Annotated in this window: 22 protein-coding genes; 9 read left to right on the plus strand and 13 right to left on the minus strand. The window is 63.6% G+C overall.

Features of this window, described 5'->3' with window-relative positions; translation table 11 throughout:
- Positions 1-77 precede the first annotated feature (77 nt).
- Together rdgB and rph are read right to left on the minus strand one after the other, a co-directional pair.
- On the minus strand, positions 78-704 hold the full coding sequence (gene rdgB / locus I6A82_RS08225) for an RdgB/HAM1 family non-canonical purine NTP pyrophosphatase (protein WP_232343363.1): 627 nt from the start codon (positions 702-704) through the stop codon (positions 78-80).
- A gap of 22 nt (positions 705-726) precedes the next feature.
- Positions 727-1,443, minus strand: a complete 717-nt coding sequence (rph, locus tag I6A82_RS08230) for a ribonuclease PH (protein ID WP_187335878.1) — start codon at positions 1,441-1,443, stop codon at positions 727-729.
- Between the two features lie 120 nt (positions 1,444-1,563).
- Here rph and hrcA point away from each other — a divergent pair, with 120 nt between their 5' ends.
- The 3 genes from hrcA (at position 1,564) to I6A82_RS08245 (ending at position 4,157) form a co-directional block, all read left to right on the plus strand.
- Positions 1,564-2,607, plus strand: a complete 1,044-nt coding sequence (gene hrcA, locus I6A82_RS08235) for a heat-inducible transcriptional repressor HrcA (RefSeq protein ID WP_187335879.1) — start codon at positions 1,564-1,566, stop codon at positions 2,605-2,607.
- A gap of 54 nt (positions 2,608-2,661) precedes the next feature.
- Entirely contained in the window at positions 2,662-3,237 is a 576-nt protein-coding gene (gene grpE, locus I6A82_RS08240) for a nucleotide exchange factor GrpE (RefSeq protein ID WP_198094471.1), read from the plus strand.
- Between the two features lie 215 nt (positions 3,238-3,452).
- Positions 3,453-4,157 (plus strand): DUF4197 domain-containing protein, encoded by a 705-nt coding sequence (locus tag I6A82_RS08245; protein ID WP_198094472.1) that lies wholly within the window; start codon positions 3,453-3,455, stop codon positions 4,155-4,157.
- 25 nt (positions 4,158-4,182) lie between these two features.
- On the opposite strand, the gene I6A82_RS08250 is transcribed toward I6A82_RS08245, so the two are convergent.
- Positions 4,183-4,866: a DUF2490 domain-containing protein gene (locus I6A82_RS08250; RefSeq protein WP_198094473.1), complete on the minus strand. Its 684-nt coding sequence runs from the start codon at positions 4,864-4,866 to the stop codon at positions 4,183-4,185.
- A 67-nt stretch (positions 4,867-4,933) separates the two neighbouring features.
- On the opposite strand from I6A82_RS08250, the gene fsa reads away from it, so the two are divergent.
- Together fsa and rmuC are read left to right on the plus strand one after the other, a co-directional pair.
- On the plus strand, positions 4,934-5,587 hold the full coding sequence (fsa, locus tag I6A82_RS08255; RefSeq protein ID WP_187335882.1) for a fructose-6-phosphate aldolase: 654 nt from the start codon (positions 4,934-4,936) through the stop codon (positions 5,585-5,587).
- A 198-nt stretch (positions 5,588-5,785) separates the two neighbouring features.
- On the plus strand, positions 5,786-7,135 hold the full coding sequence (gene rmuC, locus I6A82_RS08260) for a DNA recombination protein RmuC (RefSeq protein WP_232343588.1): 1,350 nt from the start codon (positions 5,786-5,788) through the stop codon (positions 7,133-7,135).
- 425 nt (positions 7,136-7,560) lie between these two features.
- On the opposite strand, the gene I6A82_RS08265 is transcribed toward rmuC, so the two are convergent.
- From I6A82_RS08265 to I6A82_RS08300, 8 genes are all read right to left on the minus strand, one after another.
- Positions 7,561-8,439: an META domain-containing protein gene (locus tag I6A82_RS08265; RefSeq protein WP_198094474.1), complete on the minus strand. Its 879-nt coding sequence runs from the start codon at positions 8,437-8,439 to the stop codon at positions 7,561-7,563.
- A 67-nt stretch (positions 8,440-8,506) separates the two neighbouring features.
- Positions 8,507-9,316 (minus strand): TrmH family RNA methyltransferase, encoded by an 810-nt coding sequence (locus tag I6A82_RS08270; protein WP_198094475.1) that lies wholly within the window; start codon positions 9,314-9,316, stop codon positions 8,507-8,509.
- A 2-nt stretch (positions 9,317-9,318) separates the two neighbouring features.
- The gene (locus I6A82_RS08275) at positions 9,319-9,597 is read right to left on the minus strand and encodes an HPr family phosphocarrier protein (RefSeq protein ID WP_198094476.1); all 279 of its coding nucleotides are present in this window, start codon (positions 9,595-9,597) and stop codon (positions 9,319-9,321) included.
- On the minus strand, positions 9,594-9,998 hold the full coding sequence (locus tag I6A82_RS08280) for a PTS sugar transporter subunit IIA (protein WP_187335886.1): 405 nt from the start codon (positions 9,996-9,998) through the stop codon (positions 9,594-9,596). The genes I6A82_RS08275 and I6A82_RS08280 overlap by 4 nt, the downstream gene beginning before the upstream one ends.
- On the minus strand, positions 9,995-10,939 hold the full coding sequence (gene rapZ, locus I6A82_RS08285; protein ID WP_198094477.1) for an RNase adapter RapZ: 945 nt from the start codon (positions 10,937-10,939) through the stop codon (positions 9,995-9,997). Before rapZ ends, I6A82_RS08280 begins: the two co-directional genes overlap by 4 nt.
- Entirely contained in the window at positions 10,936-11,415 is a 480-nt protein-coding gene (locus I6A82_RS08290) for an HPr kinase/phosphorylase (protein ID WP_232343364.1), read from the minus strand. Before I6A82_RS08290 ends, rapZ begins: the two co-directional genes overlap by 4 nt.
- Positions 11,412-12,914, minus strand: a complete 1,503-nt coding sequence (locus I6A82_RS08295; protein WP_198094478.1) for a sensor histidine kinase — start codon at positions 12,912-12,914, stop codon at positions 11,412-11,414. The genes I6A82_RS08290 and I6A82_RS08295 overlap by 4 nt, the downstream gene beginning before the upstream one ends.
- A gap of 34 nt (positions 12,915-12,948) precedes the next feature.
- A complete protein-coding gene (locus I6A82_RS08300; protein ID WP_187335889.1) occupies positions 12,949-13,659 on the minus strand; it encodes a response regulator transcription factor in 711 nt (236 codons plus the stop codon).
- A gap of 301 nt (positions 13,660-13,960) precedes the next feature.
- Between I6A82_RS08300 and I6A82_RS08305 the strand changes: the two genes are divergently transcribed.
- Both I6A82_RS08305 and I6A82_RS08310 read left to right on the plus strand, forming a co-directional pair.
- Positions 13,961-15,565 carry a phosphoenolpyruvate carboxykinase gene (locus I6A82_RS08305; protein ID WP_198094479.1) on the plus strand — a complete coding sequence of 535 codons (1,605 nt, stop codon included), beginning with the start codon at positions 13,961-13,963 and terminating at the stop codon, positions 15,563-15,565.
- Between the two features lie 127 nt (positions 15,566-15,692).
- Positions 15,693-16,811, plus strand: coding sequence for a mechanosensitive ion channel family protein (locus I6A82_RS08310; RefSeq protein ID WP_198094480.1), 1,119 nt, complete (start codon positions 15,693-15,695; stop codon positions 16,809-16,811).
- Positions 16,812-16,815: 4 nt separating this feature from the next.
- On the opposite strand, the gene I6A82_RS08315 is transcribed toward I6A82_RS08310, so the two are convergent.
- Positions 16,816-17,241 carry an organic hydroperoxide resistance protein gene (locus I6A82_RS08315; RefSeq protein WP_198094481.1) on the minus strand — a complete coding sequence of 142 codons (426 nt, stop codon included), beginning with the start codon at positions 17,239-17,241 and terminating at the stop codon, positions 16,816-16,818.
- Positions 17,242-17,352: 111 nt separating this feature from the next.
- Here I6A82_RS08315 and I6A82_RS08320 point away from each other — a divergent pair, with 111 nt between their 5' ends.
- Together I6A82_RS08320 and I6A82_RS08325 are read left to right on the plus strand one after the other, a co-directional pair.
- Complete coding sequence (locus tag I6A82_RS08320; protein WP_187335893.1) at positions 17,353-17,796, plus strand: MarR family winged helix-turn-helix transcriptional regulator; 444 nt, start codon at positions 17,353-17,355, stop codon at positions 17,794-17,796.
- Between the two features lie 88 nt (positions 17,797-17,884).
- Positions 17,885-18,454, plus strand: coding sequence for a manganese efflux pump MntP (locus I6A82_RS08325; protein ID WP_198094482.1), 570 nt, complete (start codon positions 17,885-17,887; stop codon positions 18,452-18,454).
- A gap of 4 nt (positions 18,455-18,458) precedes the next feature.
- Here the strand turns inward: I6A82_RS08325 and I6A82_RS08330 are convergent, their stop codons facing one another.
- Positions 18,459-18,980 carry a GNAT family N-acetyltransferase gene (locus I6A82_RS08330; protein ID WP_198094483.1) on the minus strand — a complete coding sequence of 174 codons (522 nt, stop codon included), beginning with the start codon at positions 18,978-18,980 and terminating at the stop codon, positions 18,459-18,461.
- Between the last annotated feature and the right edge of the window lie 31 nt (positions 18,981-19,011).

A 19,011-nucleotide genomic window follows, 5' to 3' on the forward strand; every position in this document is an offset into this window, starting at 1 on the left:
CAAGCCTATAGAAGCATGCTTCTCGATCGAGAGGCGCCCTTCGATAAGCTCATGGCTACGGGTTCGGCGGGAATCTTTCAGAAAACCGCTGCGACCAGCTTGGCAAAGGCATCGGCGCGGTGGTCGATCTCCTGCTTTTCCGCCGGGTCCATTTGACCGAAGGTGCGCGTTTCGCCGTCGATCATGAACACCGGATCATAGCCGAAACCACGGTCTCCGCGCGGGGGCCAGACGAGCGTGCCGGGCACCGAGCCTGCGAAGACCTCCTCATGCCCATCGGGCCAGACCAGCGCGAGCGTGCTGTGGAAGCTGGCCGAACGATCGACGTCCGGGCCTTGTTCTGCAAGTTTACCCTCCACCTTGCCCATCGCCATGTACCAATCGCGGCCCGGCCCTCCCTCGAACCAGCTCTTTTCCGCCCAGTCGGCGGTGTAGACGCCGGGCGCATCGCCCAGCGCCTTCACGCATAGTCCGCTATCGTCCGCCAGCGCCACCGTGCCGGTGGCCGAAACCGCCGCACGCGCTTTAATCAGCGCATTTTCCACAAAGCTCGTGCCGGTCTCGTCCGGCTCTGGCAGGTTCAGCTGCCCGGCGGAAACCGGCGTCATGCCGTAGGGGCCAAGCAGCGCAGTAATCTCGCGCAGCTTGCCGTCATTATGCGTGGCGATGATGAGATCGCCGGGGGCGAGCTTACGATGGGCCAAGGCGGCTCTCCTTTCGGATCGATTATCCTTTGACGGCAGCCTCTTGCGCCTTGAAGATCTGATCGCATCCGAGCTTGGCAAGGCGCAGAAGACGCAGCAGGCCCTCCTCATCATAGGTCGCGCCCTCGGCCGTGGCCTGTACCTCGGCGATGCGGCCGCCCTCGATCAGCACGAAATTGGCGTCGGCATCCGCGTTCGAATCCTCGGCATAATCAAGATCGAGCACCGGCGTGCCCTGATAGATGCCGCAGCTGACCGCGGCGATCTTCGCCTCTATCGGGTCCTGCGCGATCAGGCCGCGCTTCAGCAGGCCGTCGACGGCAAGGCGCATCGCCACCCACGCGCCGGAGATCGACGCGGTGCGGGTGCCGCCATCGGCCTGGATCACATCGCAATCGAGCGTGATCTGATGCTCGCCAAGCTTTTTCATATCTACGACAGAGCGTAAGCTTCGTCCGATAAGGCGCTGAATTTCCTGCGTGCGTCCGGACTGCTTGCCCTTGGCCGCCTCGCGCATGCCGCGGGTATGCGTGGCGCGAGGCAGCATGGAATATTCGCCCGTCACCCAGCCTTCGCCCTTGCCGCGCATCCATGGCGGCAGCCGGTCTTCGACGCTGGCGGTGCACAGCACCCGCGTATCGCCGAAGCTGACGAGGCAGGAGCCTTCGGCATGTTTGGTGAAGCCGGTTTCAAAGCTGAGGGCACGCATTTCATCGGCGGCGCGGGACGAGGGGCGCATGAGAATCTCCTGATTGGGTTGGGGCGGCTTTAGGGAAGGGGCGGCGCTGTTGCTAGAGCTGTGCGTAAAGGGCGACGTTCCGGATTTGGCGTCTCAGCTTTCATCGCCTATCTTGGCCGAATGAACACGCCGCCCATTTCCGAACTGACCGACCGCACGCGCGATATCTTCCGCAGCGTCGTCGAGGCCTATCTGGAGAGTGGGCAGCCGGTGGGATCGCGCACGATCAGCCGCGCCTCCGCGCTGGGCCTGTCGCCCGCCACGATCCGCAATGTGATGCAGGATCTGGAGGAGATCGGCCTGCTTGCCGCGCCGCATACTAGCGCTGGGCGGCTTCCGACCGACCTCGGCCTGCGCCTGTTCGTCGACGGCATGATGCAGGTAGCCGAACCTTCGGACGAGGAGCGCCAGGCGATCGAATCGCAGCTGAGCGGGTCCGGTCCGATCGAACAGGCGCTGGCGTCCGCTACGGCGATGCTGTCCGGCCTTTCGAGCTGCGCGGGGATCGTGCAGGTGCCCAAGCGTGAGCCGCGCCTGAAGCAGTTCGGTTTTGCACGCCTTTCGGACACGCAGCTGATCGCGGTGCTGGTGGGCGAGGACGGCAGCGTGGAAAATCGGCTGGTCGAGCCGCCGCCGGGGGTCACCGACGCCACGCTGGCCGAGGCGTCCAACTATCTCACCAAACATTTGGCGGGCCTCACTCTGTCCGAAGCGCTGGAGCGGCTGGACGGGGATATCCGCAATCACAAGGCCGCGCTGGACCGCGCGAGCGCGGATCTGGTGCGGGAGGGACTCGCCACCTGGAGCCTCGACGGGCGGGACCGGCCGGTGCTGATCGTGCGCGGACAGGCGCGGCTGCTGGACGAAAGCAGCGCCGCCGATCTGGACCGGGTGCGCCAGTTGCTCGACGAGATCGAGAGCGAGGAAGAGATCGCCCGGCTGATCGACAGCGCGCGCGAGGCGGCGGCCACGAAGATCTTCATCGGATCGGAGAACAAGCTGTTCTCGCTCAGCGGCTCTTCCGTCATCGCCGCGCCTTATAAGGATAATGCAGGGCGGATCGTCGGAGTTGTCGGCGTTATTGGCCCCACGCGCTTGAACTACGCGCGTATCGTGCCCATGGTGGATTTCACCGCGCGGGCGCTCTCGCGCCTCGTCGATTGATCCTCGATCGAGCGTTCCCGCGCCACCTCAATTCAACCGAAAGAACCTGGAAACATGGCCGAAGACAAGCAGATGGACGAAGCTGCCGAGAAAGAACTGGAAGGCGTGCCGGAAGAGCTGCGCGAAGAAACCGCCGAAGGCTCGCCCGAGCTACAGGAGCATGACCGGCTGGCCGAGCTGGAAAATCAGCTCGCCGAGGCCAAACAGAACGTGCTGTATGCGCAGGCCGAAACGCAGAATGTGCGTCGCCGCGCCGAAAAGGACGCGGCTGACGCGCGCAATTATGCCGCAACCGGCTTCGCCCGCGACGTGCTGTCGGTGAACGACAATCTGCAACGCGCGCTCGATGCGATCCCCAAGGAAATTCGCGACGAAGAGAAGTGGAAGGGCCTGATCACCGGCATCGAAGCCACTGGACGGGAGCTGGAAAATGTGTTCGGCAAGCACGGCATCACGCGCGTGGCCGCCAAGGGCTTGCCGCTCGACCCCAATGTCCATCAGGCGATGATGGAAATTCCGAGCGACGAGGCGGAGCCGGGCACCGTGGTACAGGAAATCCAGGCCGGCTATATGATCAAGGATCGTCTGCTACGCCCGGCGCTGGTGGGCGTGGCGAAGAAGCCCGACTGAGCCAGGTGCACTTTTCGTTTCCCTCTTAACCGTAGCCCTGAGCTTGTCGAAGGGCGCTTCTCGGCATCGCGCGGTGTGTTGCTGAGAGACGCCCTTCGACAGGCTCAGGGCTTACGGTTTTGGCCAAGGGGGGTTCGATCTAAGGCGGAGGACGATTGCGGAACTCCGCTGCGGTCCGCCCGTTGCCGCCGCGTAACGAACAGGAGCGTATGTCCATGTCAGTTCTTGTCAGCCGCCTCGAAGGCCCCCTCCGCCGCCGCGCATTCATCGGCGGCGGCGTCATGACATCGGCGGCGCTGCTGCTGACCGGCTGCCAGTCCCTGCCGGGTTTCAGCCTGAACGAGGCGGTGCGCCGGCTGCTGACGATCAGTTCGCAAAATGCGTTCGCGCAGCTGCTCCAGCCGGGCGGCTTTTATGACAACGAGCTGGACCGCATCCCGCTGCCGGCCCAGTTCGGGGAGGGCGGCGCGATCCTGGGCGCGGTGCTGCGCAGCCCGGCCTTTCGCGATCGGCTGCAACGCCAGCTCAACATCGCAGCGGCGCAAGGGGCCGAGCGGGCGGCGCCGTTGGTGACGGACGCGATCCGCAATGCAAGCTTCGCCGATGCCACTGCGATCGTGCGCGGCGGCCCACGTGCGGCAACCGATTATCTGCGGGGCAATCTGGGCAATGCGCTGATCACCGCCATGGTGCCGGAGATCGGCGGCGCGTTGCGCCTCGCCCAGAACGATATTGTCGCGCAGGCGATCCGCGCGGTCAGCGGAGTAGACGTGCAGGGTATCGCCACCAGCGTCGGCCGGGCGGCGAACGATGTGATCTGGAACGCCATCGGACGCGAGGAAGCCGATATTCGCGCCAATCCGCGCGCCACGAACGATCCGCTACTGATCGGCGTCTTCGGATTAAACGGCGCGCTGTAGCGCTTCGCCCGCCGCTCCGTCGGGATCAGAAATGATAACCGGCTATCACTAGCGCGGTGTGGCTCATCTTGTCGTCGCCGGGGCGGAAGACCCACTGGTTGAAATAGTTCACATCCACATTGAACCGGTCCGTCACCGGATAGCGCAGCCCGGCCGTGGTCCAGGCCTGATCGAAGCCGCTGGTCTGCCGATCATTGCTGTTGACCTTGTAGAAGATTTCTTCGCTCAGCACAGGCTTTAGCTTGGTATTGCCCAGTTCGGGCCCGACATATTGGACCATCTGGCGCAGACGTACACCGACATCGTTGCTGCCGCTGGAAAACAGTCGCTCTTCCAGCCGGGTGCGAGAGGTTATAGCGCCGCCGGCCTTCAGCGGAAAATCGATCCAGGCGTCCTGATGCGGCCGGTTTTCGGCGATCGTGAAATCACCATCGCTATAATTCCAGAACTGGCCGTACCCGCCGCCCAGGCGCACATGCTCGGCGACATGCGTAAGCAACGTGCCGCGCAGCACATAAGCGCTGAGTCCCTTGGCATCTTCGTTCATGCGCAGACTGGTGTCGACGATAAGCTGGTTCTGCTCACGCAATGGGACGAACACGATACCGTTGAGCCACAGCTCGGCTTGATCTTCGGCGTGAACCGGGGTGGCGAAGGCAAGTGCGAAGGCGCACGGGGCGAGAGCCGAAAGGCGAGGAAGGACTGGCATAATGGTGGGAGCAGCGTTTAGGGGGAAGCTATTGAATTATCCCTAACGCCCGCGAAAGGCCGCGCCCATGAAATTCTTCGTCGACACCGCCGACACGTCCGAAATCGCCGATCTTGCCGAAACCGGTTTGCTGGACGGCGTCACCACCAATCCCTCGCTGATCAAGAAGGCGGGGCGCGATTTCAAGGAGGTGGTGACCGAAATCTGCGGCCTCGTCGACGGCCCGGTCAGCGCCGAAGTCGTCGCCCTGGATCATGACACCATGATGCGCGAGGCCGAGGTGCTGCGCAAAATCGCCGACAATGTCTGCATCAAGGTGCCGCTCACCGTCGATGGGCTGAAGACCTGCAAGAAGCTGACCGAAGACGGCACGATGGTGAACGTTACGCTCTGCTTCTCGGCCAATCAGGCGCTGCTCGCCGCCAAGGCCGGTGCCAGCTTCATCTCGCCGTTCGTGGGCCGCCATGACGACAATGGTTTCGACGGCATGCGCCTGATCGACGATATCCGCCTGATCTACGATAATTACGCGTTCGACACCGAAATCCTGGTCGCCTCCATCCGTCACCCGATCCACCTCCTCGAAAGCGCGAAGATCGGCGCGGACGTTGCCACCATGCCGCCCGCCGTCATCCGCGGCCTGTTCAAGCATGTGCTGACCGACGCCGGGATCGAGGCGTTCCTGAAGGACTGGGAGGCCACCGGCCAGTCGATTGGCTGAGGTCCTGTCCCCGCCCGGATCGCAGGTCCGGGCGGGCCAGCCAATTCCGGCCAATCATAAAACCCGTCCACGTCGCTTGCGGCGGCCTGTCCGCGCCGCTATCGTTCCCGCTCTGTTCGTGGGGAGAAGGCCGTGGATCCGATCATCACCGTTATTGCCGTCATTGCGGCGCTTATGCTGGGCGCCGCGCTCGGCTGGATGTTGGCGAAACGCGGGGGCGATGACGCCAAGGCGGCGGTCGAGCTGCTGCGGATGCAGCTGGAAAGCGTCGCGCGCGAGCGGGACGAAGCCAAGGCTGAGATGGCCGCGGTGCGCGGTGAAATGCAGGGCCTACGCGATCGAGCGGAGAATGACCGTAGCGAGCTGGCTTCGCTGAAATCGGGCCAGGAAGAGCGCAACCGCGCTTATGAAGCGCGTATCGCCGAACTGCGCGAGGTGAAGGAGCTGTCCGAAAAGGCGTTGGCTGCCGCGAATGAGGAGGCCCGCAAGGCGCTGTCTGCGCAGTTCAGCGAGATCGGCGGCAAGCTACTCGGCGAGGCGCAGAAGAACTTTCTGGAACGCGCCGATCAGCGCTTCCACCAACAGGGCGAGCGCAACGAGGAGAAAATTCGCCAGTTGCTCGCGCCGGTGGGCGAGCGCCTCAAAAGCTATGAGGAGCAGGTCGGCAAGATCGAGAAAGAGCGGACCGAGGCCTATGGCACTTTGACCGGCCTGATCGGCGAGATGAAGGAAGGCCAGCAGCGCGTGCAGAGCGAGGCGGCTAAGCTGGTGAACAGCTTGCGCAATGCGCCCAAATCGCGCGGGCGCTGGGGCGAGCAGCAGCTCAAGAACGTGCTTGAGACCTGCGGGCTCGCCGAACATACCGACTTCGTGCTGGAGCACAGCATTTCGACCGACGACGGGCGGCTGCGGCCGGATGCGGTGGTGCGCGTGCCCGGCGGCCGATCGCTCGTGATCGACGCCAAAGTGTCGCTCAATGACTATCAGGATGCCTTCGGCGCAGACGATGAGACGACGCGCGAAGCCTATATGGCGCGCCACTGCACTTCGATGAAGAACCACATCGATGGCCTCAGCCGCAAAGCCTATTGGGACCAGTTCGAAGAGGCCCCGGACTATGTCATCATGTTCGTGCCCGGCGAGCACTTCCTCGCCGCGGCGCTGGAGCACCAGCCGGACCTTTGGGATTACGCGTTCGAAAAGAGGGTTTTGCTGGCCACTCCTACGAACCTGGTTGCGATTGCGCGGACGGTCGCCAGCGTCTGGCGGCAGGAAGGACTTGCGCGCGAAGCGAAGCAGATCGGCCAGCTCGGCAAGGAAATGTACGATCGGCTGGCGACGGCTGCCGAACATCTGAAGCGTGTTGGCTCCGGCCTCAACAGCGCGGTCGGCAATTACAACAAGTTCGTCGGCAGCTTCGAGCGTAACGTTCTCTCCACAGGACGTCGTTTTCGCGAGTTAAATATAGATACTGGGCGCAAGGATATCGATCAGGTCGACGAACTTGAGGCCTTGCCAAGGTATGGCGAAGAGCGCAGTAATGACTAGTTGGACACCACGTGAAGGAGATATTTATAGACTAAAAATCCATGAAAATGACCGCAGGAAGCGGTAGATCGAGGGAATATTTGGCTTCAGTGTTTGCCCCATGACCGGGCAGATGCAGGTAAATATAACAGCAACCCCGAAGGCTGAGCCACGCACGATTGATCTGCCCCCTCTGCTGCGGTTCCATAAGGAACTACAGATGACAGAGTCGTACTACTACGACCTGCATCGAGATCGGCACCAGCGATGGAAATGGCATGCAGCACAACTGCATGGCTCTAATCTGCGGGTGTCGCGGAAATCGTGGGCCACGCGTGATGAAGCCAGGACTGCACTTCAGTGCTATCTCCAACTTCTGACACGCGCAGGTCTGCAATAGTCTCATGCAGGAGGAGGCGGTTTCGGCCGCCTCCAAATGCAGATACTCAGTAGAACGGGCTCAGCACCGCCACACGGCCATCGGGCGCGCTCAGGATCATATTGCCATTGGGGGCATAGCGGATCGCGCCGAGACGGCGGGTGAGCTGGCCTACGGGCTGCGCCTGCGCGGCGTCGAGCAGGTCCAGAAAAGCGCGCTCCTGCCCCATGACGGCGGGATCGCACGCCATGCGCGTGGTACGCGCGGGGCCGAAGCTCACCGCCATGCCGTCCACCACATAATCGGCGTTGATGCGATTACAGCCGACGCTGCCGCTGAACTGCTGCCCATCGAAGCTGATCACGGCATCCCGGCTCTCGACCGGCAGGCCGTTGACGCTGAGTAGCTGCCAGCGCGTTCCGGCCAGATCGCGCTGTCCGGCATGGGGCTGATCCACCGCCATTTCCGGGCGGCCGGCAAAGTCGCCGCCGCATCCGCGCAAGGTGCGCCCGCCTGGAAGGTCCACCATCACCGTGTCGGCATAGCGGCGGTCGCTCATCCCATCGGAACAGCGGCTGTAGGTGACATCCACCGTCATGCCGTCGGCGACATAGCGCATGCCGTTGAAACTCGGCCTTCCAGGCGGCGTAGGCACGCTGATCTGCTCACCATCCGCCCCTTGGTAGCGGATCGACTGCGCATCCATGTCGAGGCTCCAGAACGGTTCTGTGCCCATGGCGCGATACGGAAAGGTGACGCCTTGGGCACGCGCCGGGCCGCTTTGCGCATAGCCGGTATCGTTATAGTCGCCGGGCGGATATGTGCCCGCCGGATTTTGTGGATAACCGCCATATTCCCCGGAATAACGATCGCCATAGGGGTCGAGCGTTTGGCATCCGGCAAGGGCGAGCGCGGCGAGGGGGATCAGGGCAAGGGTTCGGGTCATGTCGCCAAAACGTTCCGCTATCGCAACCGTTCCGGTCTTGCGCCAGATGCGCGGACAGGCCCGCCGTTCAGGCGCGGCGAAGCTGGTTCAGCACCTCATAGGCCATCACCGCCGTCGCCACCGCGGCATTGAGGCTGTCCGCCTTGCCCATCATCGGCATGCGGACCAGGATGTCGCAGGCATCCTCATAAGCTTCCGGCAGGCCGCGCGCCTCATTGCCCGTCAGGATGAAGACGGGCGGGGCGTAAGCGGGGGCCTGATAATCGGTTTCGGTGCGCAGGCTGGTGCCGACGAGCTGGCCCGGCCCGGCGCGCAGCCAGTCGAGAAAATCGCCGCCGTTCGCGCGCGCGATCTTTTGCGTGAACAGCGCGCCCATGCTGGCGCGCACCGCCTCCACCGAAAAAGGATCGGTGCAATCGTCGAGGAGGATCAGCCCGCCCGCGCCCACCGCATCGCCCGTGCGCAGCATGGTGCCGAGATTGCCCGGATCACGCATTTCCTGCGCCACCAGCCAGATCGGCGCGGCGGCGCGGTCGAGATCGTCCAGCGCTGTCGGCAAATCGGCGAAGACGCCGAGCACGGTTTGCGGATTGGACTTGCCGGAGAGCTTTTCAAGAATATCGACCGAGGTCTCGATCACCTCGCCGCCGCGCGCGAACACTTCGCGCTCCAGCGCGGCGATCAGCGGATGCGGATCGGCCTTGTCGGAAAGCACCAGCGTTTCGGGCAGATGCCCGGCCTCGCGCGCTTCGGTAAGGATGCGCAATCCTTCGGCTAGGAAACGCCCCTCGCGCCGCCGATGCTTCTTGTCGCGCAGCGAGCGGATGAACTTGACGCGCGGGTTCGAAAACCCGGTGATGGTCTGACGCTCGGGCAAGGCTATTCGCCGAAGCCGTCCATCACCAGCCCGGCCAGCTTGTCGCACCAGAGCGCGGCGTCCGGCCCTTCGACCTTGATCGTGATCTCGCTGCCCTTGCCGGCACCCAGCATCATCAGGCCCATGATCGATCCGCCCGGCACGCTATGGCCGTCCTTGACTACCTCGGCCGAGACAGCGTCCGGCAGCCGCGCGACCAGTCCGACGAACTTGGCGCTTGCGCGCGCATGAAGCCCCTTGTCGTTGACGATGGTGACGGTGCGGCTGGCGGTTTCGCTCATTTGTCGGAATCCAGCAGTTCGGAGGCGACGGAGATATATTTTCGGCCCGCCTCACGCGCCGCGCCCACCGCCTCGACAATGCCGAGGTTGCGCCGGGCGCTGTCGAGCCGGATCAGCATCGGCAGGTTCACCCCCGCAATCACCTCCACTCGGCCTTTTTCAAGGAGAGAGATGGCAAGGTTGGACGGCGTGCCGCCGAACAGATCGGTCAGGATGATCGCGCCCTGGCCGCTGTCGACATCGGCAACGGCATTGCCGATCTCCCTGCGGCGCACTTCCATATCGTCGTTCGGGCCGATGCAGATCGTGGCGATCTGCTCCTGCCGTCCGACGACATGCTGCATGGCGACGAGAAACTCGGTCGCCAGATTGCCATGCGTCACCAGAACCATGCCGATCATTCGGCGGTGCCCTTTTTTTGCGCTGTGCGACTCATGCCGGGGCCATTCCTCAAATTTTCCAGACTGTCCACCGGGCGCGAGCCGAGATCGCGATGTTCGATATTCGGCGAGTAGCCTTCTTCGCGCAGCATTTCGGCAAAGGTGGCGGCGAAGCAGACCGAGCGGTGCCGCCCGCCGGTGCAGCCGAAACCGATGTTCACATAGGCTTTGGCTTCCGCCTGATAGCGGGGGAGCAGAAACAGTACGAGATCGCGGATCTTGGCAAAAGCGCTGTCGAAATCGCTATCGGCGCGCACATAATCGCACACCGCATCATCCAGCCCGGTGAGCGGGCGGAGATCGTCCACCCAGTGCGGATTGCGCAAGAATCGCAGATCGAAAATCAGATCCGCATTGTGCGGTACGCCGCGCGAGAAGCCGAAGCTGGTCACGGTGATAGTGGTGGCGCGCGCATGGCCGGTGTCGAACCGTTCGCGCACCTGTGCCTTGAGATCGCTGACCGAAAGCTTGGAGGTATCGATCACCATATCCGCCCAGCGGCGCAGCGGGGCCATGATGGAGCGTTCCTGCGCGATGCCGTCGGCGGCAGGCCGGTCTTGCGCCAGCGGATGCGGGCGGCGCGTTTCGGAAAAGCGGCGTTCCAGTTCCCAGCCCTGGCAGTCGAGAAACAGCGTGGAGATGTCATCGCCGCGCTTGGAATGCAGTTTCTTCACCTGCTGGATCAGCTCTTCCGGAGTGAAGCCGCGCGTCCGGCTGTCGAAACCCAAAGCGAGCGGGGCATCGCCGCTCGGCAGCTTCAAAAGCTGGCCGACCAGCCGGATCGGCAGATTGTCGATGGTTTCCCAGCCGAGATCTTCCAGCTGGTTGAGCACGGTCGATTTGCCCGCGCCGGACAGACCGGTGACCAGCAATATCGTCTTGGGGGCGGCAGGATCGCTCATGAATAGCCCCGTTCTTTAGACCCGGCGTCGGCCCCGTCAACCATAGCCCCCTTGGCCATGCGCAGCGCCATCTCCGCCTTGATCGGCGCGCTCGCCTCTAGCGCGGCGAGGCGCATTGAGGGGATGGAGATACCCAACCAGCGGCGATGTTCGGGCCCTGGGAGGCGCTCTGGCACCGCATCGCACTGCACGGCGAGGCGAAGGGGTGCGGCGGCGACATGCGGCACGGCCACGATGTCGAGCCCGCGCACTTCCATGCGGCCTGCGAATTCGGCTGCACCGGACAAGGTGATCGTGTCGCCATGGCGCGCCAGCCGCACCTGATCGTCGGCGATCAGCAGCGCGCCGCGATCGATGAGGCGTAGCGCCAGATCGGATTTGCCACAGCCCGGACGGCCCAGCAGCAGCACGCCTTCTGCGCCGATTGCCACCGCAGTGCCGTGCACCACCTCGCTCGACGAATTGCCCTCCATCATTCGGTCACTCCCGCGCGCGGTAGGCGGATTTCAAAACAGGCCCCTTCGCGATCGTCGATCCGGTCGACTGCGCGGATGCTGCCCTGATGGCCGTCGATGATGGTGCGCGCGATGGCCAGACCGAGGCCGCTATGCTTGCCGAAGCTCTCGCTCGCCGGACGGCGGCTGTGGAAGCGTTCAAACACCGCCTCGCGCTGGTCGGGGGGCACGCCCGGGCCTTCGTCCATCACGCGCACCAGCACCTCGCTTGCCGTTTTACTGACCAGAATTTCCACCTCGCCGCCATCTGGAGAGAAGGAAATGGCGTTGTCGATCAGATTTTCGAACACGCGCTCCAGCCGCACATCCTCCCCCATCACGCAGGCGATATCGTCGACCGGGGGCACGAAGCGCAGATAGACGGTGTCGCCGCCATTGGCCCGCTCCCGGCGGGAGGCGAGCAGCTGTTCGATCATCGCGGCGATGTCGACCCGCTCGAACTTGGCGCGCGAAAGCTGCGAATCCACACGGCTCGCTTCGCTGATGTCGCTGATCAGCCGGTCCAGCCTGCGCACGTCGCTGGAGGCAATGTCGAACAGCTTCGCGCGCAGTTCCTCATCCTCCACCATCTGCAGCGATTCCAGCGCGCTGCGCAGCGAGGCGAGGGGGTTCTTCACCTCATGCGCGACGTCCGCGGCAAAGGCCTCCGTCGCATCGATCCGTTCGCGCAGCGCATTCGACATGTCGGACATCGCGCGCGCCAGCATGCCGATCTCGTCCCGGCGGGAAGGCAGGCGCGGGATCGAAACTTCTCGCGCGAAGCCCAGCCGCACCTTCACCGCGTTGCGGGCCAGAAGGCGCAGCGGCTTTACGATGGTGCGCGCCAGAAATAGGGACAGCCAGACCGAGACGAGTAGCACGACGACTGAAAAGATCGCGATCGTCAGCCGCTCTTCCCGAATGATGCCGCGAATATCGGCGGCGCGGGTGGTGAGAAGCAGCTTGCCGCTGCCGAAGTTGCGCCCGGCGCTTAGTACATAGGCGCCGTCCGGGCCCTGCCGCGCCATACTGTGGATGCCTTCGCCCGCATTCAATTCTGGCCAATTCGCAGCGTTATCGGGCTTAGGATCCACATAATCGGGCGGCGCTTCGGTGCCCACCATCGTGTCGGTAATCCGGTCGATCTCATGCGCAAAGGCGCGGCGGAAGGGAATGGAATTGATTTGTTCGACATCGTAATTGGGCGGGGCGATCGTGAAGGTGTCTGCCGTCTTCGCGCCGCCGGGGCCATAGAGCCGGATGCGCCCGTCCAGCGCCAGTGCGCTGTCGATCAGATATGCCTCGCGCCTGCTCTGCGACAGCAGGGGAAGCGCGTGGGCGATGGCGTTCGCTTCGCGCTGCAGCGCTTCGGTGCGGATCTCGACCAGGCGCGATCGATAGTTGTCGAGAAAAAATAGTCCGCCCGCCAGGAGCACGACCGCGAAGATATTGACGGCGAGGATGCGCGTGGTGAGCGACATCCGCCGGGACCAGCCGAGCGCAAGGCCTTCCGGCTCATTCGGTTGAGAAGCGATAACCCGCTCCGTATAACGTATCGATCGCCTCAAACGTGGAATCGACCTCGCGGAACTTGCGGCGCAGGCGTTTGATGTGGCTGTCGATCGTACGATCGTCGACATAGACGTCGTCCTGATAGGCGGCGTCCATCAGCTGGCTGCGCGTCTTAACGAGGCCCGGCCGCAAAGCCAGCGCCTGCAGGATGAGGAATTCCGTGACGGTCAAGCTGACGGCCTTTCCGTTCCAGCGCACCTCATGCCGCGCCTCGTCCATCGACAGGGGCCCGCGTTCCATTGGCGCGGCGGCCTGTTCGTCCTCGGGCGCTTCGGAGGCGCGCTTCATATAATCGACGCGGCGCAGGATCGCCTTTATCCGGGCAAGGAGAAGGCGCTGGCTGAATGGCTTGGTGATATAATCGTCCGCGCCCATGGCAAGGCCCAGCGCCTCGTCCAGCTCGTCATCCTTGCTGGTAAGGAAGATCACCGGGAATTCGTGCTTTTCACGGATCCGGCGCAGCAGCTCCAGACCGTCCATGCCCGGCATCTTCACGTCGAGCACGGCAAGATCTGGCGGATTATCGGTCAGCGCGGCGAGGGCGGCCTGCGAATCGGAATAGAGCCTGGTGGTGTACCCTTCGGCCTGCATCGCGATGGAGACGGAGGTTAGAATGTTCTTGTCGTCATCGACAAGGGCGATGGTGCCGGCCATGTGTCCGCTGGTCCTTATTGCCTGCCGAAGCTTCGCTTTTGCGCGTTAAAACAGGGCGGCGCGGCCCGCAAGTCCGGCCTTTCCGCTATGTGCCCGGCGACCCCTCCGGCTAACGCGCTGAAGGGTGCGGTGCAGCAATGCATACGAATGCAAAGCCGCGATTGACGCGCTGGATCGGCTGATCTACCGGCATGTCATCTGAGAACATCACCACCGCATTCGTCGACGCCTCTTAATAGAAGGCAAGTCGGGTGCAGGCGGACTTTGCCCGTTTCATCCGTTTTGAAAGAATGCGTGCCCCATGTCCCAGTCCCCCAACCAGCAGCCCAACGTTTCGCTTTCCGAACAGGGCTTTTCCGTCTCCGCTTATTGTCACTGGAACTTGCAGCGCGCGGCGCTGGTCGAAGCGGCAGTCGCTGGCGGGGAAGGGCGCTTGGCGAAGGACGGTCCGCTGGTCGTGGAAACCGGCAAGCACACCGGCCGCTCGGCCAAGGACAAGTTCATCGTCCGCGACGCAGAGACCGAAGATAATATCTGGTGGGATAACAACGCCGCGATGAGCCCGGAGCATTTCGCCGCGCTGAAAGAAGACTTCCTGAGCGCGCTCGGCGAAAAGAAAACGCTCTATTGCCAGGATCTGTTCGGCGGATCGCAGCCCGAGCACCGCGTCGCCGTGCGCGTGATCAACGAGCTGGCCTGGCACAATCTGTTCATCCGCACGATGCTGTGCCGTCCGACCGAGGAGGAGCTGGCGGGCTTCACCCCGGAATATACCGTCATCGATCTGCCCAGCTTCAAGGCCGATCCGGATCGCCACGGCACGCGTAGCGAGACGGTGATCGCGGTGAACTTTACCGAGAAGCTGATCCTGATCGGCGGCACGCGTTATGCGGGCGAAATGAAGAAGAGCGTCTTCGGCCTTCTGAACTATCTGCTGCCGGTAAAGGGCGTGATGCCGATGCATTGCAGCGCCAATATCGGCCCGGACGGCCATAGCGCGGTCTTTTTCGGCCTGTCCGGCACCGGCAAGACCACGCTGTCCGCCGATGCCAGCCGCACTTTGATTGGCGATGATGAGCATGGCTGGTCCGACAGCGCCGTCTTCAACTTCGAAGGCGGCTGTTATGCCAAGATGATCCGCCTGAGCGAGGAAGCGGAGCCGGAAATCTATTCGACCACGCGCCGCTTCGGCACCGTGCTGGAAAATGTCGTGATGGACGACGAAACCCGCACGCTGGATCTCGACGATGCGAGCCTGGCGGAGAACAGCCGCGGCGCCTATCCGATCGATTTTATCCCGAACACCAGCGAGAACAATCTCGGTCCCGTGCCCGCGACGGTGATCATGCTGACGGCCGATGCATTCGGCGTGCTGCCCCCGATCGCGCGGCTGACGCCTGATCAGGCGATGTATCACTTCCTTTCGGGCTACACCGCCAAGGTGGCGGGCACCGAAATCGGCGTGACCGAGCCGGAAGCGACCTTCTCCACCTGCTTCGGCGCACCGTTCATGCCGCGCCACCCCAGCGTCTATGGCAATCTGCTAAAGGAGCGGATCGCCAAGGGCGGGGTGCAATGCTGGTTGCTCAACACCGGCTGGACCGGTGGGAAATACGGCACGGGTAAGCGCATGCCGATCAAGGAGACCCGCGCGCTCCTGAACGCTGCGCTGGACGGTTCGCTCAATGACGCCGAATTCCGCACCGATCCCAATTTCGGTTTCGACGTACCGGTATCGGTGCCGGGCGTGGATGATGCGATCCTCGATCCGCGCGAAACCTGGGACGACAAGGCTGCCTATGACGATCAAGCGGCCAAGCTGGTGAAGCTGTTCATCGACAATTTTGCGCCGTTCGAAAGCCATGTCGATCAAGGTGTGAAGGAAGCGGCACCCACCGCCGCCTGACAAGTTTGGAGAGGACCGCCGCGGACCGGGGCCAACCCCGGCCGCGGCACCGTTCCCTTCTTAACCCAACCTCCGCTACATTCCGCTGCATTGCAGCATGACGCCTTAGCCATTAGCTAGGGCCGCCATGCTCGATATACCGCTCCCCGATTTCTTCGATGGGCTGCCGTTGGTTTGGCGGCATTTGATCGATGTTGCGATTTCCGCGCTGGTGGCGCTCGGCATCCACTTCAGCGTCTTCGCGCTGCTTCGCCGGCTGACGCACAAGTCCGAAAACCGGTCCGACAATATTGTGCTGCGCTATTTGCGCCTGCCCACGCGCTGGCTGTTCGTCGCGATTGCGGTGGGCATCGCGCGGCGCGGCTGGGGGCTCAGCGATCCCACCGTCGATCTGTGGCACATGATCGAAGGGATGGCGCTGCCGCTGCTGATCGGCTGGCTTCTGATCGCCATCTTGCGCGCCTTGCGGGAGGTGTTGGAACTGCATGCCGACATCACGGTCGAGAACAATCTCAACGCGCGCCGCCGCCGTACCCGCACAGGGATATTGGTGCGCATCGGCATTTTCCTCATCATCCTCGTTACCGTGGCGATGATGCTGCTGAGCCTGCCGAGTGTGCGCAGCATCGGCGTCAGCCTGCTTGCGTCGGCGGGCCTCGCAGGTCTTGCGGTCGGCGCGGCCGCGCAACCTGCGCTCAAGAACCTGATCGCAGGCATCCAGATGGCCTTTACCGAGCCGATCCGTATCGAGGATGCCGTGGTCGTCGCGGGCGAGTGGGGTTGGATTGAGGAGATCAGGCTCACCTACATCGTGGTGAAGGTGTGGGACGACCGGCGCCTGATCGTGCCGGTGTCGAAGTTTCTGGAGGAGCCATTCCAGAACTGGACGCGGACCGGTGCCGGGCTGTTCGGCGCGATCTTTCTCTACCTCGATCCGGCGGCGGATATCGACCGGCTGCGCGCCTATTTCGAAAGCTTCATCGAGGATGAGCCGCTCTATGACGGGCGCGGCAATGTGCTGCAGGTGACCGATATGAAGGCGGACGCAATCGAGCTGCGCATCCTGGCCACGGCCAGTTCTTCACCGCGCACTTTCGATCTGCGCTGCGCGATCCGGGAGAAGATGCTCGCCTTCATCCGCGACGAAATGCCCGAGGCGTTCCCCCGGACCCGAGCATTGCTCGGGAGCGACGAAACGCCCCGGGTGTCGATGAGCCCGGCGGAGGGAGGCATGCCGGGCTCATAAAACGTCAGGCCAAGGAAAGGCCGACGTCGACATTGTTGCGCGTCGCGTTCGAATAGGGGCAGATCTGGTGCGCCGCGTCGATGAGCTTCTGTGCGTCCTCGCGCTCCAGCCCGGGTAGCGCCACTTCCAGATCGGCGGTGATGCCGAAGCCGCCTTCCGAGCGCGGGCCGATACCCACCTGCGCGGTCACCGAAACGTCAGCTGGCACCTTCAGCTTCAACTGCTGTCCGGCGACCTTGAGTGCGCCGATGAAGCAGGCGGCGTAACCGGCCGCGAATAGCTGCTCCGGATTGGTGCCGTCGCCGCCCGCGCCGCCCAGTTCCTTGGGGCTCGAAAGGTTCACCGCCAGCTTGCCATCCTGCGATTTCGCCGTGCCGTCACGGCCGCCGGTTGCGGTGGCCTGCGTGCGATATTTGACGTCGATGCTCATCATACGCTCCTTTTTTTATCGCGATAATATTTAGGGTGGCCAGAAACCTCTGTCCAGAACTATTTGTCGCGATAAGGGTTGCGCGCTAACAGAGAGCAAAGGAGGCGCTTCATGCCCGGACCATTACCGCTCGATCAGCAGCTCTGTTTCTCGCTTTATGCCACCTCGATGGCGATCAATCGCATTTACAAGCCGATGCTGGACAAGCTCGGCATCACCTATCCGCAGTTCCTTGTTCTACAGGCGCTGGCGGAGGAGGAGGATGGGCGCTCCATCGGCGCGATCGCAGAGCGGCTGGCGCTGGAGCCGAGCACTATTACCCCGCTGGCCAAGCGCCTGGAAGCCGCAGGACTGGTCAGCCGCACCCGCGATCCCAAAGATGAACGCCAAGTGCGCGTGCGGCTTACCGATCTAGGGCGTGAGCGGTGGGCGGAGACCGGGTGCCTCGCCCCCATGATCTACGAACGAGCGGGCATGTCCACGGACCGTCTCGTTGCGCTGAACGCGGAGGTAAAGGCGCTGCGCGATGCGCTGACTGGCAACGGGACCGCCTGAGGCGACCGGCGGTCTAGCGCTTGTCAGCGGCGGCGGCTTTTCATAGGCCCGCCGCGTCCGCACGCTGTTCGTGCGGTGGAGATGTTCGATGACACCAGCCGCAATCGCATTCCTGTCCGTCAGCATGTCGACCGATGCCTTTGCCGCCGCTGTGGGCCGTGGCGCTTCGCACCGGCCGCCCTTGCTTTCCGCCATCAGATCCGGCGCGGTGTTCGGGGTGATAGAGGCGATCACGCCGGTCATCGGCTGGGCGCTGGGAATGGTCGCAGCGGGCTTCGTCGCTTCGGTCGACCACTGGATCGCTTTTGCGCTGCTCGCCGGCGTGGGCGGCCTGATGATATTTCACGCGGTACGCGGCGACGATGACGATGGGGAGGTGCTGCCGGCAAAGGCCGGGCCGCTGGCGCTCATCGCCACCGCGGTCGGCACCAGTATCGATGCGGCCGCGGTGGGCGTGAGCCTGGCCTTCATCGGCGCGAACATCTGGGTGATCGCCGCGGCCATCGGTTTCAGCACCTTCGTCTTCACCACTATCGGCATGCTGATCGGCGCCAGGGTGGGCGCTCGTTTCGGCCGGTTCGCGGAAATCGGCGGCGGCATCGTGCTGATCGCGATCGGATCGATCATCCTCGTCGAACATCTCGGCCTGATCGGTTGAGGCGTCAGCCGCCCGCGAGCGGTTTTTCCAGCACCGCGAATTCCAGCGGTGGGTCGGTTTCTACCGGAAAGGGTTCGCGCGCGCCGGTTTGGCGATAGCCGCACCGTTCGTACCAGGCGATCAGCTCGGGCCGGACGGTGATGACCCACATCTTCATCGTCCGCGCCCCAAAAAGGCGGGCCGCCTCCGCTTCGGCATGAGCCAGAATGCGGTGGCCGATGCCGCCCGCCTGCAACTGCGGGTCAACCGTCAGCATCCCCAGATAGGCACCGTCCGCGCCGCGGCGTGAGATCAGCACCGTGCCGATCAGTGCCGCGCCGTCCCACGCCGTCAGCAGGCGATTGTTCGGATCGGCGATGATGTCTGCCAGCTCCGCCTCACTGGTGCGTGGGGTTTCAATTAGGTCCGCCTCATGCGTCCAGCCCGCGCGGGCCGCATCGCCGCGATAGGCCCGTTCGATCAGCCGATGGACTTCCGCCAGATCGGTGGGCTCGGCGGGGCGGAAGGCGTGGGCGGAATCGTGCATAGCCGCCCCATGCGCGAACTGTGCGGGCTCG

The sequence above is a fragment of the Novosphingopyxis sp. YJ-S2-01 genome (genome assembly GCF_016093175.1).
In the GTDB taxonomy this organism is placed as follows: Bacteria; Pseudomonadota; Alphaproteobacteria; order Sphingomonadales; family Sphingomonadaceae; genus Novosphingopyxis; species Novosphingopyxis iocasae.

Excerpts from the sequence above, each read along its gene's own strand:
- I6A82_RS08310 (WP_198094480.1), top strand. The coding sequence starts at position 15,693 with ATGCTCGATATACCGCTCCCCGATTTCTTCGATGGGCTGCCGTTGGTT.
- I6A82_RS08320 (WP_187335893.1), top strand. The coding sequence starts at position 17,353 with ATGCCCGGACCATTACCGCTCGATCAGCAGCTCTGTTTCTCGCTTTAT.
- grpE (WP_198094471.1), top strand. The coding sequence starts at position 2,662 with ATGGCCGAAGACAAGCAGATGGACGAAGCTGCCGAGAAAGAACTGGAA.
- I6A82_RS08295 (WP_198094478.1), bottom strand. The coding sequence starts at position 12,914 with ATGTCGCTCACCACGCGCATCCTCGCCGTCAATATCTTCGCGGTCGTG.
- I6A82_RS08250 (WP_198094473.1), bottom strand. The coding sequence starts at position 4,866 with ATGCCAGTCCTTCCTCGCCTTTCGGCTCTCGCCCCGTGCGCCTTCGCA.
- rmuC (WP_232343588.1), top strand. The coding sequence starts at position 5,786 with ATGTTGGCGAAACGCGGGGGCGATGACGCCAAGGCGGCGGTCGAGCTG.
- rapZ (WP_198094477.1), bottom strand. The coding sequence starts at position 10,939 with ATGAGCGATCCTGCCGCCCCCAAGACGATATTGCTGGTCACCGGTCTG.
- I6A82_RS08275 (WP_198094476.1), bottom strand. The coding sequence starts at position 9,597 with ATGAGCGAAACCGCCAGCCGCACCGTCACCATCGTCAACGACAAGGGG.
- fsa (WP_187335882.1), top strand. The coding sequence starts at position 4,934 with ATGAAATTCTTCGTCGACACCGCCGACACGTCCGAAATCGCCGATCTT.
- I6A82_RS08330 (WP_198094483.1), bottom strand. The coding sequence starts at position 18,980 with ATGCACGATTCCGCCCACGCCTTCCGCCCCGCCGAGCCCACCGATCTG.
- I6A82_RS08280 (WP_187335886.1), bottom strand. The coding sequence starts at position 9,998 with ATGATCGGCATGGTTCTGGTGACGCATGGCAATCTGGCGACCGAGTTT.
- hrcA (WP_187335879.1), top strand. The coding sequence starts at position 1,564 with ATGAACACGCCGCCCATTTCCGAACTGACCGACCGCACGCGCGATATC.
- I6A82_RS08300 (WP_187335889.1), bottom strand. The coding sequence starts at position 13,659 with ATGGCCGGCACCATCGCCCTTGTCGATGACGACAAGAACATTCTAACC.
- I6A82_RS08265 (WP_198094474.1), bottom strand. The coding sequence starts at position 8,439 with ATGACCCGAACCCTTGCCCTGATCCCCCTCGCCGCGCTCGCCCTTGCC.
- I6A82_RS08315 (WP_198094481.1), bottom strand. The coding sequence starts at position 17,241 with ATGAGCATCGACGTCAAATATCGCACGCAGGCCACCGCAACCGGCGGC.
- I6A82_RS08245 (WP_198094472.1), top strand. The coding sequence starts at position 3,453 with ATGTCAGTTCTTGTCAGCCGCCTCGAAGGCCCCCTCCGCCGCCGCGCA.
- I6A82_RS08290 (WP_232343364.1), bottom strand. The coding sequence starts at position 11,415 with ATGATGGAGGGCAATTCGTCGAGCGAGGTGGTGCACGGCACTGCGGTG.
- I6A82_RS08305 (WP_198094479.1), top strand. The coding sequence starts at position 13,961 with ATGTCCCAGTCCCCCAACCAGCAGCCCAACGTTTCGCTTTCCGAACAG.
- I6A82_RS08325 (WP_198094482.1), top strand. The coding sequence starts at position 17,885 with ATGACACCAGCCGCAATCGCATTCCTGTCCGTCAGCATGTCGACCGAT.
- rph (WP_187335878.1), bottom strand. The coding sequence starts at position 1,443 with ATGCGCCCCTCGTCCCGCGCCGCCGATGAAATGCGTGCCCTCAGCTTT.